At 70.3% G+C, this 14,049-nt stretch carries 12 protein-coding genes; 4 read left to right on the top strand and 8 right to left on the bottom strand.

Annotated elements, in window-relative coordinates; translation table 11 throughout:
- Positions 1-69: 69 nt before the first annotated feature.
- Positions 70-825: a metallophosphoesterase gene (locus ACIBJH_RS13135; protein ID WP_399116943.1), complete on the bottom strand. Its 756-nt coding sequence runs from the start codon at positions 823-825 to the stop codon at positions 70-72.
- A 337-nt stretch (positions 826-1,162) separates the two neighbouring features.
- Here ACIBJH_RS13135 and ACIBJH_RS13130 point away from each other — a divergent pair, with 337 nt between their 5' ends.
- Positions 1,163-2,959, top strand: a complete 1,797-nt coding sequence (locus ACIBJH_RS13130) for an AMP-dependent synthetase/ligase (RefSeq protein ID WP_399116904.1) — start codon at positions 1,163-1,165, stop codon at positions 2,957-2,959.
- Positions 2,960-2,981: 22 nt separating this feature from the next.
- Here ACIBJH_RS13130 and ACIBJH_RS13125 read toward each other — a convergent pair whose 3' ends face one another.
- The gene (locus ACIBJH_RS13125; RefSeq protein WP_399116942.1) at positions 2,982-4,562 is read right to left on the bottom strand and encodes a GMC oxidoreductase; all 1,581 of its coding nucleotides are present in this window, start codon (positions 4,560-4,562) and stop codon (positions 2,982-2,984) included.
- Between the two features lie 246 nt (positions 4,563-4,808).
- The gene (locus ACIBJH_RS13120) at positions 4,809-5,951 is read right to left on the bottom strand and encodes a glycosyltransferase family 4 protein (protein ID WP_399116903.1); all 1,143 of its coding nucleotides are present in this window, start codon (positions 5,949-5,951) and stop codon (positions 4,809-4,811) included.
- 123 nt (positions 5,952-6,074) lie between these two features.
- Between ACIBJH_RS13120 and ACIBJH_RS13115 the strand changes: the two genes are divergently transcribed.
- On the top strand, positions 6,075-7,310 hold the full coding sequence (locus ACIBJH_RS13115) for a glycosyltransferase 87 family protein (RefSeq protein ID WP_399116941.1): 1,236 nt from the start codon (positions 6,075-6,077) through the stop codon (positions 7,308-7,310).
- A 77-nt stretch (positions 7,311-7,387) separates the two neighbouring features.
- On the opposite strand, the gene ACIBJH_RS13110 is transcribed toward ACIBJH_RS13115, so the two are convergent.
- From ACIBJH_RS13110 to ACIBJH_RS13090, 5 genes are all read right to left on the bottom strand, one after another.
- Positions 7,388-8,578 (bottom strand): hypothetical protein, encoded by a 1,191-nt coding sequence (locus ACIBJH_RS13110; protein ID WP_399116902.1) that lies wholly within the window; start codon positions 8,576-8,578, stop codon positions 7,388-7,390.
- A gap of 29 nt (positions 8,579-8,607) precedes the next feature.
- Positions 8,608-9,630, bottom strand: a complete 1,023-nt coding sequence (locus tag ACIBJH_RS13105; RefSeq protein ID WP_399116901.1) for an NlpC/P60 family protein — start codon at positions 9,628-9,630, stop codon at positions 8,608-8,610.
- A gap of 220 nt (positions 9,631-9,850) precedes the next feature.
- On the bottom strand, positions 9,851-10,885 hold the full coding sequence (locus tag ACIBJH_RS13100; protein WP_399116900.1) for an NlpC/P60 family protein: 1,035 nt from the start codon (positions 10,883-10,885) through the stop codon (positions 9,851-9,853).
- A 210-nt stretch (positions 10,886-11,095) separates the two neighbouring features.
- A complete protein-coding gene (locus ACIBJH_RS13095; RefSeq protein ID WP_399116899.1) occupies positions 11,096-12,439 on the bottom strand; it encodes an NYN domain-containing protein in 1,344 nt (447 codons plus the stop codon).
- A 37-nt stretch (positions 12,440-12,476) separates the two neighbouring features.
- Entirely contained in the window at positions 12,477-12,716 is a 240-nt protein-coding gene (locus tag ACIBJH_RS13090; protein ID WP_019067815.1) for a hypothetical protein, read from the bottom strand.
- Between the two features lie 161 nt (positions 12,717-12,877).
- On the opposite strand from ACIBJH_RS13090, the gene ACIBJH_RS13085 reads away from it, so the two are divergent.
- Positions 12,878-13,663, top strand: a complete 786-nt coding sequence (locus tag ACIBJH_RS13085; RefSeq protein ID WP_399116898.1) for a rhomboid family intramembrane serine protease — start codon at positions 12,878-12,880, stop codon at positions 13,661-13,663.
- Positions 13,660-13,941, top strand: a complete 282-nt coding sequence (locus ACIBJH_RS13080) for an Lrp/AsnC family transcriptional regulator (protein ID WP_019062383.1) — start codon at positions 13,660-13,662, stop codon at positions 13,939-13,941. Before ACIBJH_RS13085 ends, ACIBJH_RS13080 begins: the two co-directional genes overlap by 4 nt.
- The last annotated feature ends 108 nt before the right edge of the window (positions 13,942-14,049 follow it).

Raw genomic sequence — 14,049 nt, 5'->3', positions numbered from 1 at the left:
GTGCAGCGTGAAGGCTACCTCCCCGCCAACCCCCTTACCGCACCCCCTACCTGCGGCATCGGCGGGCGGTCACCATTCCAGTGCCCACGGCTTGCCGCTGCCCGCGAAGTGGCCGACGTTGACGCACTCGGTCGCGCCGATCCGCATCCTGCGGACGAGCGGCTGGTGGACGTGGCCGAACAGTGAATAGCGGGGCCTGCTGCGGCGGATCGCGTCCAGGAGGGCCCGGCTGCCGCGTTCGAAACGGCGCGCGACGGTGTCGTAGACCAGCTCGGGGACCTCGGGCGGGATGTGGGTGCACAGGACGTCGACCTCGCCGACGGCCTCGATCTTGGCGGCGTACTCCTCGTCGCTGATCTCGTACGGGGTGCGCATGGGGGTGCGCAGGCCGCCGCCGACGAAGCCGAAGGTCCAGCCGCCGATCTCCACGCGTTCGCCGTCGAGCACGGTGGTTCCGGGTTCGGCGTACTCGGGCCACAGGGTCGGTATGTCGACGTTGCCGTAGGTGGCGTACGTCGGGGTGGGGAAGGCGCCGAACATCTCCGCGTACTGCTTGCGGACCGCCTTCTCGATGAGCGCGGCGCGGTCCCCGCCGACCGTGCTCCACAGGCGGGCGCCGAGTTCGCGGGCCTCCTCGAAGCGGCGGGCGGTGCGCAGCTCGACCAGACGGTCGGCGTTCGCCTCGCCGAACAGTTCGGGGAAGATCCCGCGCGCGTGGTCGGCGTAGTCGAGGAAGAGGACGAGGTCGCCCAGGCAGATCAGGGCGTCGGCACCCTCGCCGGCTTCGGCCAGGTCACGGGCGTTGCCGTGCACGTCGCTGACCACATGGACGCGCGTCCGGGAGTTTCCGGATGGTGTGGGTGCCATGACGATCAAGCGTAGGCGTGTGCGGCAAACGTGAACAGTGGCGGCCTCCCTCGCGGTTACTGGCCAGTGAAGAAAGGGGTGGACTACTGTGCGCGAGGAAACACCAATCTGTGTGACGCAGCGAACATCTCGCCGGACCCCCCTGTCGTAGGAGCCATACCGGCGGGTAACGTCCGGGCAGTCCAGTCGTGCTCAGGATTTCCATCACCGGTCCTGACGCACCTGCCCGAGCCTTGGACCGGACCGTCGCATCACACAACGTCGTGGCGCCGGCGCCCTATGAGGAGCAGCAGTCTTGCGCGAGTTCAGCCTTCCGGCTTTGTACGAGGTCCCTGCGGACGGCAACCTGACCGACATCGTCCGCAGAAACGCCGCGCAGCACCCAGATGTCGCCGTCATCGCCCGCAAGGCGAACGGCGGCTGGCAGGACGTGACCGCCACGGTCTTCCTCGCCGAGGTGCACGCGGCTGCCAAGGGGCTCATCGCCTCCGGCGTCCAGCCCGGCGACCGGGTCGGGCTGATGTCCCGCACGCGGTACGAGTGGACGCTGCTCGACTTCGCGATCTGGTGCGCGGGCGCGATCACCGTGCCGGTGTACGAGACCAGCTCGCCGGAGCAGGTGCAGTGGATCCTGAGCGACTCGGGGGCCACCGCGCTCGTCGTGGAGCAGGACGGGCACGCCGCCGCCGTCGAGTCGGTGCGCGACCGGCTGCCCGCGCTCAAGCACGTCTGGCAGATCGACGCGGGCGCGATCGACGAGCTGGGCCGCGCGGGCAAGGACGTCTCGGACGCGACCGTCGAGGAGCGCAGCTCGGCGGCGAAGGCCGACGACCCGGCGACCATCGTGTACACCTCGGGTACTACGGGTCGTCCCAAGGGCTGTGTGCTGACCCACCGCAGCTTCTTCGCGGAGTGCGGCAACATCGTGGAGCGGCTGCGTCCGCTGTTCCGCACCGGCGAGTGCTCGGTGCTGCTGTTCCTGCCGCTCGCGCACGTCTTCGGGCGGCTGGTGCAGATCGCGCCGATGATGGCGCCGATCAAGCTGGGCCTGGTCCCGGACATCAAGAACCTCACGGATGAACTCGCCTCGTTCCGGCCGACGTTGATCCTCGGTGTGCCGCGTGTCTTCGAGAAGGTCTACAACTCGGCGCGTGCCAAGGCGCAGGCGGACGGCAAGGGCAAGATCTTCGACAAGGCGGCCGACACCGCGATCGCGTACAGCCGCGCGCTGGACACGCCGTCGGGTCCGTCCCTCGGTCTGAAGATCAAGTACAAGACCTTCGACAAGCTCGTCTACAGCAAGCTGCGTGCCGTCCTCGGCGGGCGGGGCGAGTACGCGATCTCCGGCGGCGCGCCGCTGGGCGAGCGGCTGGGGCACTTCTTCCGGGGCATCGGCTTCACGGTCCTTGAGGGGTACGGGCTGACCGAGTCCTGTGCCGCCACGGCCTTCAACCCCTGGGACCGGACGAAGATCGGCACGGTCGGGCAGCCGCTGCCGGGCTCGGTGGTGCGCATCGCGGACGACGGCGAGGTGCTGCTGCACGGCGAGCACCTGTTCAAGGGCTACTGGAACAACGAGGCCGCCACGGCCGAGGCGCTCGCGGACGGCTGGTTCCACACCGGGGACATCGGCACCCTCGACGAGGACGGCTACCTCAGGATCACCGGCCGCAAGAAGGAGATCATCGTCACCGCGGGCGGCAAGAACGTCGCCCCGGCCGTGATCGAGGACCGTATCCGCGCGCACGCGCTGGTCGCGGAGTGCATGGTCGTCGGGGACGGGCGGCCGTTCGTGGGCGCGCTGGTCACCATCGACGACGAGTTCCTGGGCCGCTGGGCGGCGGAGCACGGCAAGCCGGCGGGTTCCACCGCGGCGTCGCTGCGGGACGACCCGGATCTCGTTCAGGCGATCCAGGACGCCGTCGACGACGGCAACGCCGCGGTGTCGAAGGCGGAATCGGTGCGGAAGTTCCGCATTCTGTCCTCCCAGTTCACGGAGGAGTCGGGCCACCTGACGCCGTCCCTGAAGCTCAAGCGGAATGTGGTGGCGAGGGACTACGCGGACGAGATCGAGGCCATCTACCAGAAGTAGAGGGCGAGTTGGGGCTTTCGGCTCAGAAGTCCTCGGCGAGGACCCGTTCCAGCGTGCGCTCGGCGAGCGCGGTGATCGTGACGAACGGGTTCACGCCGATGTTGCCGGGCACCAGCGAACCGTCCGTGATGTACAGCTTCGGATACCCCTTCACCCGGCCGTAGTTGTCGGTCGCCTTGCCCAACACGCAGCCGCCCAGCGGGTGGTAGCAGAAGTCGTCCGCGAAGACCTTGCTGGGCGTGCCGAACAGGTCGGAGCGGTAGATCGTCGCGTTGGCCGAGTTGATCCGGTCGAACAGCTTCTTGGCCATGGCGACCGAGACCGCGCTCTGGGCCGCGGTCCAGCCCAGTTTCACCGTGCCGCTCGCCGAGTCGTAGGTGAACGAGGCCCGTTGGGGATTCTTGGTGATCGCCAGATAGAGGCTCACCCAGGTCTCGAACCCGATGGGCAGCGGGGCGATCTCCGCGAAGACCGGGTTGTCGGTGTTGGACCAGTCGTCGATGCCCATGACCGGCATGGTCGCCTGGTTGGCTCCGGTGGTGTCCCAGATGTGGTTGGCGCGGCCCACCATGGTGTTGCCGTTGGGCCCCCAGCCCGCCCCGACCGTGGCGTCCAGCGCGGGCAGCGTGCCGGTGTCCCGGGCGCGGACGAGGAGTTCGGTGGTACCGAGGCTGCCGCCGCCGAGGAACAGATAGGCGCAGCTGTACTGCTTGGTCTCGACGACCGCGCCGGTGTTGTCGATCCGGTCGACGGTCAGCAGGTACGACCCGTCGCTCGCCCGCGTGACGGCCTTGACCTTCTCCATGGTGTGGATGGTGACCTTGCCGGTGCCGAGCGCCGAGGCGAGGTAGGTCTTGTCGAGGCTCTTCTTGCCGTAGTTGTTGCCGTAGATGACCTCCTGGGCGAGCGCGGACTTGGCGGCGGTGCCGGCCGCCTCCTGCTGCATGTAGCCGAAGTCGTAGACGTTGGGCACGAACGTGGTCGTCAGACCGGTGTTGGCGGCGGCCTTCCGTGAGGTGCGGGTGAACTGGTACCACTCGGTCGACTCGAACCAGGTCGGGTCGACGGTGTTGACGCCGAGCATGGTGCGGGCGCGCGGGAAGTACGTGTTGTACATCGCGGTCGCGTCCACGGTGGGGAACTGCTCGGTGAAGTACGACTGACGCGGCGTGACCGCCATCCCGCCGTTGACCAGCGAGCCCCCGCCGACACCGCGTCCCACGTACACGGACATGCTGTCGTAGTGCACGCGGTCCAGGACGCCCGGGTACGGGGTGATGTCCTTGTTGACGACGTCCAGCCAGAGGAAGCTCGCGAGCGGGGCCTCGGTGCGGGTCTTGAACCACATGGAGCGCTGGTCCGGGTTGGCGGTGTTGCAGAAGATCTTGCCGTCGGAGCCGGGGGTGTTCCAGAGCCTGCCCATCTCCAGGACGAGCGTGGTGATGCCGGCCTGGCCCAGGCGGAGGGCGGCGACCGCTCCGCCGTAGCCGGAGCCGACGACGATCGCGGGGGCGGTTTCGACGGCCGCGGGTTCGACGGCCTGGGCCGACTGGAGGCCGATTCGGGTGAGACCGGCCGCTGCGGCGGTCTGGAGGGCGATCATGCCCAGTATTTGACGTCTCGTCAGCTGATGCTGCGTCAGTTTTGCTGTCATGCGCGCAGCATGTGCGGATTATTCGGTTCCGCCAAGGGGCTGCGCCGGTTTTGGGGCGCCGTGGGGGGGTACCGGGTGAGGTGGTCGGGCGGGTGCGGGTGCGTGGGGGCTGGTCGCGCAGTTCCCCGCGCCCCTGAAGACAGCGGCGCGGGGCTGTATCGATATGCGGCTCCGCCGCGTGGGCGCGACCAGCCCCTACAACAGCGCCCTCAGCCGCTCCGCCAGGAGGTCCCAGCGCCACCGTTCCTCGACCCAACTCCGGCCCCGCTCCCCCATGTTGCGGCGCAGTTCCGGGTCCGCGAGCAGCGCGACGATCCGGTCGGCGGCCTCCTCCGGGGACCCGCCCCGCACCACCCACCCGGTCTCGCCGTCGAGCACCGCGTCGGGCGCGCCGCCGGAGTCACCGGCGACCACGGGCAGCCCGGTGGCCGACGCCTCCAGGTAGACGATCCCGAGTCCCTCGACGTCGAGCCCGCCGCGCCGGGTCCGGCAGGGCATCGCGAAGACGTCACCGGCGCCGTAGTGCGCGGGCAGCTCGGCCCAGGGCACGGCCCCCGTGAACCGCACGGAGTCGCCGACGCCCGTCTCCCGGACCAACCGCCGCAGGTCCTTCTCGTACGGCCCGCCGCCCACGATCAGCAGGACGGCGGCGGGCTGCCGGGCGAGGATGCGCGGCATGGCGAGGATCAGCGTGTCCTGCCCCTTGCGCGGCACGAGCCGCGAGACGCACACGACGACGGGCCGCTCGGTGAGCCCGAGCCGCGCCCGCACCTCGGCGCCACCGGAACCCGGATGGAACACCTTCTCGTCGACACCCGGCGGCAGTTGGACCATCCGGGCCGCAGCCTCCGGACTCAGCGCACCGGCGATCCGCGACCGCGTGTACTCCCCGAGGTAGGTGATCGTGTCCGTCGACTCCCCGATGCGGTGCAGGAGTTGACGCGCGGCGGGCAGCTGCGCCCACCCGGCCTCGTGCCCGTGGGTCGTGGCCACCAGCCGCTCGGCACCGGCCTTCCGCAGCGCCGGCGCCATCAGCCCGAGCGGCGCCGCCGCCCCGAACCACACCGCCGTACACCCGTGTTCACGCAGCAGCCCGACAGCCGTCCGGGTCGCGGCGGGCGTCGGCAGCAGCATGGTCGTCGAGTCCCGTACGACCTTGAAGGGCTGCTCGGCGTCGAAGGCGGCGGTCGCCTCGGCGCCCTCCCGGCCGCGCTTCCAGGTGGAGGCGTAGACGACGAGCCGCTCGGGATCGAGGCGCAGCGCCATGTTGTGCAGGAAGGCCTGGATGCCCCCGGGCCGGGGCGGAAAGTCATTGGTCACGATCAGGGTCTTGCGCACGCGGCAGACCTTACCCGGGGAGGGTTCACAGCTCGGCACGGCCGCGCTTCATGGCCATCGCACAGCCGCTCGGGAGAACATGTGGCCCTCACCCGGCAGGCACGGCACGGAACAGGGGCTCAGGTGGAGATCGCGGGCGCGAGACGGCGGCTGGCAGCGCTGCTGGGGACCTGGGGCCTGACCCGGATCGTTCTGCTGCTGTTCGTCTTCAAGGTGTTCGTGTTCCCCGGTCCGGACGTCACCAGCGATGTGTCGGTGATCTACCAGGGCTGGTACGAGACTCTGCGCCACGGCAGCTTCCCGCTGGACGACGTCACCTGGCAGTACCCGCCCGCCGCCGCCCTCCCGATCCTCTCCCCCGCCCTGCTGGGCTTCCTCGACTACGCGTCGGCGTTCTTCGTCCTCGCCTGCCTCGCCGACCTCGCCGTCCTGGCCCTGCTCCTGTACACGGGCCTGCGCCCCGGCCGGACGCTCCGCGGCGCCTGGGTGTGGGTGGCGGGCGTCCCGCTGCTGGGCCCCACCGTGTACGCGCGCTACGACGTGATGGTGACCGCGGTCGCCGTGGCCGCGCTGCTCGCCGGCGCCCGGCACCCGCGCGTGATGGGCGCGCTGGTGGGCCTCGGCGCCCTGCTGAAGGTGTGGCCCGCGCTGCTCCTGCTGGGCGCGGTCAAGCGCCGGGCATGGGGCGCGGCGGCGGTGACCGTGGGCGTGGTCGCCTCCGTCTTCGCGGTGTCGATGCCGGGCGCGTTCGCCTTCCTGACCTTCCAGCGCGAGCGGGGCACGGAGGTGGAGTCGCTGGGCTCCCTGGTCTTCCATGTGGCCAGGCACTTCGGCTGGCAGGGCCAGGTGCTCCTCAACTACGGCTCGGTCGAGTTCGTCGGCCCCTACGTCAACTGGGTCAGCACGGCCGCCCTCGGCCTCACCGCGATCGCCTTCGGCTGGCTGATGCTGTGGCGCCTGATGGCGGCCCGCTTCCTCCCGCACACCCTCGCGGACGCGGCCTTCGTGGCGGTGCTGATGTTCACGGTCACCAGCCGGGTGATCAGCCCCCAGTACGTCGTCTGGCTGATCGGCCTCGCGGCCGTCTGCTCCTGCTTCCGCGCCAGCCGCATGAAACTCCCGGTCGGCCTGGTCCTGGCGGCGGCCTTCGTGACGGTCCTGGAGTTCCCGGTCTGGTTCGCCGACGTGGTCGCCAGCGACAACCTCGGCATCGTCCTCCTGCTCCTCCGCAACGGCCTCCTGGTCGCAGCGGCACTCACCGCCGCCCGCGAACTGTGGCGGGCCTCGGTCACCTGGGCGGACGTACCCCCGCTCCCGAGTCAGGCGACACGCTCGAAGACGGCCTCGACGTCCTCCTGACGCCGGGCCGCCCGCCGGAACAGCACCGCCACCCCCGCGCACTGCACGCAGGTCGAGAGCGCCATCGCCCGCCTGGATCAGGCGAGTTGAGTCCTGAGGTAGTCCCGCCACTGCGCGGTGAAGTCGTCCAGGCTCACTCCGAGGACCTTCTTCATCGCGTCCTCCACCGCCCCGGCCCGCTTCTTGTGGGCACCAACCGCCCGGTAGAACTTGCCCAGTTGGACCACTCCCCACCGGTCCTCGATCATCCGGCAGGCCAGCCAGCCGCCCTCGTAGGCCTGCGCCAGTTCGCCCGCCTCGCTGCTGAAGCCGAAGTCCTTGTCGGCGGGGAGCGCGGTCGGGACGTGGCCGTCCTCGACCGCGCGGTACAGCTCGGGCGCGGCCTGCGTCGGTGTGCGGCCCGTGCCCCGGTAGCCGATCCAGTCGGCGTAGCCCTCCGAGAGCCAGAGCGGGGTGGCGGGGGTGGTGTGGGCGCGGGTGGCCACGTGGGTCGTCTCGTGGGTGAGCACGACCTGCTTGCCGACCGAGCCCAGCAGGGCGTACGCGTCCGGGTTGACGATGATCCGGTCGGCCGGGGCGTCGCCCGAACCGCCCGCCTCCCCCGTCGTCACCGCGGCGATGCCCCGGTAGGACGCGGCGGGTGCGCCCAGGAGCCCCGCCATGGCGTCCAAGGAGTCGGGGACGAGCACGACGACGTGCCGGGTCCATCCGGTGCCCCAGGCCCCCGACACGGCCGGTACGGCGTGGTCGGCGAGCGTGCGGTACTCGCGCAGACCGGCGGCGGACTGCCCGACCCCCATCACGAGGCTGTGCGCGCCCTTGACGACGCTCACCTTCCCCTGGTCCCACAGCTGCTGGCCCGACTTCTTCGCGGGCTTGTCGGAGTCGACGTACCACTGCCCGTCGGCGGTCAGGCGGAGCGTGAGGGTACGGCCGACAGTCACGGGTGAGGTGTCGTAGCCCCGGACGCGGTAGCTGAGGTCGGCGTCGGCGGTCGCGGTGGCGCCGGAGCGGTGCAGCGAGGTCAGCCGGTAGGACCAGGACGCCAGCGGTACGGCGCTCAGGTTCTCGTACGCGGTGCGCGCGCCGGTGCGGGTGTACGCCGTCTCGTCGTGGTGCACGACGGCCGCCGCCTGGGTGTCCAGCAGGCGCTGCACCACCGCCTTCGCACTGTCCGCCGCCGGCTGCCCGCCGCACGCCACCAGCGAGCCGAACAGCAGACACAGCGCGAGCACTCCGGAGCGCGACGCCCGCCTACGACCAGTCACTTCCCGATCGTACGACCCTTTCGCGCCGGTCAGACCCTCGTGACCGACGAGACCGGCATCATGCCGACCGGGTCGTAGCGCACCGGCGCGCCGGGGTAGGGGGCGTGGATGACCTGGCCGTTGCCCGCGTACATCGCGACATGGCTGGCGTCGGAGCGGTAGACGACCAGATCGCCGGGCTGCGCCTGGGAGAGCGGGATCTGGTGGCCGGCGTAGCGCTGCTCCTGCGAGGTGCGCGGGAGGTGGACGCCCGCCCGGGCGTACGACCACTGCATCAGGCCGGAGCAGTCGAAGCCGCTGGGGCCGGTGGCGCCCCAGACGTAGGGCTTGCCGAGGGCGGACTGGGCGGCGGCCACGGCGGCCGCGGCGCGGCCCGAGGACGGGACGCCGGCGCCGAGGTCGGGGATGTCCACGCGGGAGGAGCGGGAGGCCCGGTCGAAGGCGGCGCGGTCGGCGAGCGGCATCCCGTTGAGGATCTGGCGGGCCTTGGCGAGCTTGCCCTCGACGGTCTTCTTGTGACCGGCGACGGCCTTGCGGCTGCGCTCCAGTTCGGCGAGGTGTCCGGAGGCCTCGCTGCGCTCCTGCGCGAGTTCGCGCATGGCGTCCTGGAGGTCCTTCAGCTCGCCCGCCTGCTCGGTGGTGATGCGGTCGAGGACGGAGGCCTTGTCGAGGTAGTCGGCCGGGTCGTCGGAGAACAGCAGCGCGACGGTGGGGTCGATGCCGCCGGAGCGGTACTGGGCGCCGGCGAGCGAACCCAGCGCGTCCCGCATGGTGTTGATGCGCTGCTGCTGCCGGGCGATCCGGTCCTGGGCGTCGCTGACCTGCCGGTGCAGCTGCCCGGCGCGCTCGTCGGCCTTGTCGTAGGCCTGGGTCGCCTTCTCGGCCTCCTGGTAGAGCCGGTCCACCTCGGCCCGGGCGTCGTCGTGCGGCGCGGCCATGGCGGAGGTGGCCGGAAGGGCGCCCAGTGCCGCGGCGGCGGCGGACATCACACAGACCGCGGCACTGGCGCCTCGGTCGAACCCGGACGGTGCTTGGCGACGACGGGATCCCACGGGAAGCCGCACTCCTTCCGCTGGCGGACACGGACCGCTCCCCCGATGCGGGGAAACGCGCCAGACAGTAGCTCTGTGAAGGGGTGCGGGCCAAAGACCTCCGCGGACACACAACGTGACGCCCCGCCTATGACGCAGGTCATGGGCGGGGCGTGGAGTCAGCGTGGTGTGTCGTAATTCGCCCGTTCGGGCGGTCCGGAACGACCGGATACGGACCGGATCAGATCCGGACGCCGAACTCGAACGTCATGTTGCCGATCGCCTCGTAGCGGACCACGGCACCGGTGTGCGGGGCGTGCAGCACCTGGCCGTTGCCGGCGTAGAGGCCGACGTGGTGGTAGTCGCCGTAGAAGATGACCAGGTCGCCGACCTTGAGGTCGCTCTCGCTGTAGATCCGGGTACCGGCGTTCGCCTGCGCCTCGGAGGTGCGGGGTATGGAGACACCCGCCTGCGCGTAGGCCCAGGAGGTGAGGCCGGAGCAGTCGAAGGAGGAGGGGCCGGAGGCGCCGTAGACGTACGGGGAGCCGATCACGGACTGGGCGGCGGCGAAGGCCGCGGCGGCGCGGCTGGAGGCGGAACCGGTGTTGCCGAGGTTCACGCGGGAGGTGGAGCGGCTGGCCGCGTTGGCCTGCTCCTTGGCGAGGGCCGCCTTCTCCGCCGCCGTCAGGGTGTTGAGCAGCTTCTGGGCCGAGGCCAGCTTCGCCTTGACCTCGTCCTTCTTCTTCTTGAGCTCGGTGCGGGTGGCGGAGAGGTCCTTGAGCTTGGTGCTCGCCTCCGCGCGCTCCTGGGCGAGTTCGCGCTGCTTGCTCTGGATCTTCGTGAGCGCCTCGACCTGCTGAGCGCTCAACTGGTCCATGGTGGACGCCTTGTCGAGGTAGTCGCTCGGGTCCGAGGAGAGGAAGAGCTGGATCGACGGGTCGATGCCGCCGGTGCGGTACTGGGCGCTGGCCATGGTGCCGAGGCCGTCCCGGAGCTTGTTGAGCTCCTCCTGGCCGCGGGCCACGTTGTCCTGGATGGTGGAGATCTCCTTCTGGAGCTTCTCCTGCTTCTCCTGGGCCCCGTCGAGCTTCTCGGTGGCCTGCTCGGCCTGCTCGTAGAGGGCGTCGACCTTCGACTTGACCTCGTCCTTGCTGGGCTTCTCGCTCGGCGCGGCGTTGGCGGCCTGAGCGCTGAAGGCAACGGCGGCAGCGGCTGCGGTGGTCAGCACGGTGACACGCGTGCGGCTCGGCTGCTTCGGTCGACGATGGGACGCCACGGAGTCGAGCTCCTTCTATTGAGTGATCACCCGTTCGGAGGTTCGAGGCACGACCCTAGTGATGATCCTGTGATCAGTTCAAATCCTCACACGAAAAAATGCCGTCACTCAAAGCATTCTTTGCACATAACCAACATGCAGTGATGGCCGATTGACGCTACGTTGCGTGACCGATCGGTCAATTCCGGCATTAAACCTGTACGTTGACCTTCACGACAGTCGCTTGAGGAGTACCGCAGAAGCGACGGGCCGCGCGCCCGCCTTCGCGATGCCGTCGGCCACCTCACGGTCGGTCGAGGCGACGATGACCGGCCTCCCCGGCGGCTCCGCGCGCACCAGCTGGCGGATCAACTCGTCGGCGGTGACGCCCGGTTTGGAGAACAGCACCCGTACTCCGCGCGGCGGCGCGAGCAGCACCGGCGCGGCCAGCTCGGCCCCGTCGAAGACACAGGTGACCTCGGCGCCGGTCTGCGCGGCCAGCTGGGAGAGCTGCCCCAGCAGCCTCAACCGCTGTTTCTCCAGGGGCATTTGGGGATAGCCGGTCTTGGTGACGTTGTAGCCGTCGACGACCAGATGGGCCTGCGGCAGCGCGAGCAACTGGTCCAGGATCGCGGGGTCGTTCTCGGACAGCGCCCGCGCCGCGATGTCTTTCGGGGTCATTCGTCCCGGTTCGACCGCGTCGACGGTCTCGGCGGGCCGTACGGAGACGGGCGGCAGCGCCAGTTCGCGGCGCAGCCCCTGGGTCGCCTCCAGTACGGTGTCGAGCAGCAGCCGTACCCGCATGTCCTCGACGCTGCGCCCCTCCCGGGCCGCCTTGCGGGTGGCCTCCAGGGCCGCCTCCGCCTCGGCGAGCCGGGCCTTGAGCCGCCGGCCCTCGCTCTCGGCCGCGGACAGCTGCGCCTGGCCCTCGGCGCGCGCGGTGTCCGTCTCGGCGCGCAGTTTGCGCAGGGCGGCCTCACCGCGCTTGATGTCGCTGTGCGCGGACCGCAGCTTGCGGTGCAGCGATTCCGTTTCCTTCTTCGCCGCGTCCAGCTCGGTGCGCAACCGCTCGGTCTCGGTCCGGGTCGCGTCCCGCGCCTGCGCCAACTCCTCGCGCAGCCGCTCCAGTTCGGCCCGGCTCTCCTCGTCGGCGCGCTCGGCGTCGGCGCGCAGCGCCTCCTCGCCGGCGGCGGTCACCAGCTTGACCCAGCCGGTGGGGCGCAGCACATAGGCCGCGGCCGCCACGTCGAGCGGATCCGCGGCCGGGGGCGGCGAGCCGGAGTCGAGGGCGCCGGTCAGCTCCGGCTGGGTCTCTCTCAGCTTCTCCCCGATACGCTGCCGGAACAGCGGATCGGTCTCCAGCGCGGCGGCCATCGCGTTGCCGGCGAACTTGGCGCGCCGGTTGGGGGCGAAGCGGGCGTACTGTCGTAGCTGCGCGGGCAGTTCGGCGACGGTGAGACCGCCGAACCCGTCCGACACGATCTGTACGACTCTCCTCCGCACGCCGTCGGGCAGCGGACGGTCGAGCACCTCGGCGGCGCCGTCGCCCGGCCCCCCGCCTGAGTTCTCCACCATCCCTCACACCCCAATACGTGTGCGGGGCCGCTCCCTCTCAGGAGCCGGCGCCCGGCCTGTCCACGAGTTCCACCTGATCCACGGCGTTGCACCAGCGGCAGCGCACCGACTCGATGGTCTCACTGACCACCTCGCGCTCCTCCACCTTCGGCTCACCCGCCAGGTCCAGGTGGAGGTACTCCACGACCTTCGACGAACGCGTCACGTCGAAGCGCGTGAGGTTGCCGCAGAGGGTGCAGCGCCACCGCGTCGAGGCGGTCGGCAGGGGTACCGTCATCGTGGCTGTCCGCTTCCTTCTTGTTCCAGTTTCCGTGATCGCCGGTTTGCCCGGCGAGTGTGGCTCGTAACCCTACGGCCTGGCGGGTACTCGCCGCTCGGTCGTCCACAGCGGCGAGGCACCCTGCCCCGGTGCGTCCCGTTACGTCATGCTCTGTATCCATGATCAGCACCTGGGCGACAGCGGCCGTCAGAGCCCTCCGGAACACCTCGGCACCGATGACATACGCCCTGATCGCCCTGTGCTGTCTGATCTTCGTCCTCGGCCCGGCCTCGGGCTTCGTCCCCTCCTACGGCACCGGGGACGCGCTGCTCGCCGCCCAGCGGGCGTACTTCCACCGCTGGGGAGTGGTACCGGCCGACCTGTTCGCGAGCCCGGGGCGAGAGGCGCTGACCCCGGTCACCGCCCTTTTCATTCACGGCAGCTGGATCCATCTCCTCGGCAACATGCTCTTCCTCTACGTCTTCGGAGCGATGACCGAGGAACGTCTTGGCCGAGTCGAGTTCACCCTCTTCTACCTGGCCTGCGGTTATCTGGCACTGCTGGGCTACGCGCTGGCCAACGCCGACTCCGCGCAGTCGCTGGTCGGCGCGTCCGGGGCGATCTCGGCGGTCCTCGGGGCGTTTCTCTACCTCTTCCCCCGGGCCCGCGTGACGAGCCTCCTCCCCTTCCTCTTCTTCCTGCCGCTGCGCTTCCCGGCGTGGGTCGTACTCCCGTTCTGGGCGGCGCTGCAGTGGCTCGCGGCGGGCCAGGCCGCACAGGGGCCCGGGGTGGCGTACCTCGCCCACCTGGTGGGCTTCACGCTGGGGTTCGGTTACGCGTGGGTCAGATTCAGGAAAAAGAAGGGCCCGAAGGGCGGCCTTGGAAGGGCGGTGGCGGGCGACGGGCGGGCGACTAGAGTGAGGGCCGCCCCAGCAACGGTCCCCGAGGGAGAGAACCAGCCGTGATCACCGCGATCGTCCTCATCAAGACCAGCGTGGACCGGATTCCGGAGATCGCCGAGTCGATCGCCGCGCTCGAATCCGTGAGCGAGGTCTTCTCCGTCACCGGTACGTACGACTTGATCGCGATGGTGCGGGTGCGACAGCACGAGGACCTGGCGGAGGTCATCCCCGGCCGGATCAGCAAGATCCCGGGCGTCGAGGGCACGGACACGCACGTGGCGTTCCGGACGTACTCCCAGCACGATCTTGAGGCTGCGTTCGCCATTGGGCTGGATTCTTGAGGTTGGGCGCCTAGTGGGGTGGGGGGCGCGGATCGTTTGCGACTGACCGTGCGTTGTGGCTGGTCGCGCAGTTCCCCGCGCCCCTGGGTGGGCTGCTCCCGAGGCCCG

Source organism: Streptomyces sp. NPDC050548 (assembly GCF_044457385.1).
Classification (GTDB): Bacteria; Actinomycetota; Actinomycetes; order Streptomycetales; family Streptomycetaceae; genus Streptomyces.
The sequence above is the reverse complement of the archived record's forward strand: the minus strand, read 5'-3'. Positions and strand labels throughout refer to the sequence as shown.

What these genes read in the sequence shown, in the direction of transcription:
- ACIBJH_RS13125 (WP_399116942.1), bottom strand. Translation starts at nt 4,562, where the DNA reads ATGATCGCCCTCCAGACCGCCGCAGCGGCCGGTCTCACCCGAATCGGC.
- ACIBJH_RS13095 (WP_399116899.1), bottom strand. Translation starts at nt 12,439, where the DNA reads ATGGTGGAGAACTCAGGCGGGGGGCCGGGCGACGGCGCCGCCGAGGTG.
- ACIBJH_RS13090 (WP_019067815.1), bottom strand. Translation starts at nt 12,716, where the DNA reads ATGACGGTACCCCTGCCGACCGCCTCGACGCGGTGGCGCTGCACCCTC.
- ACIBJH_RS13085 (WP_399116898.1), top strand. Translation starts at nt 12,878, where the DNA reads ATGATCAGCACCTGGGCGACAGCGGCCGTCAGAGCCCTCCGGAACACC.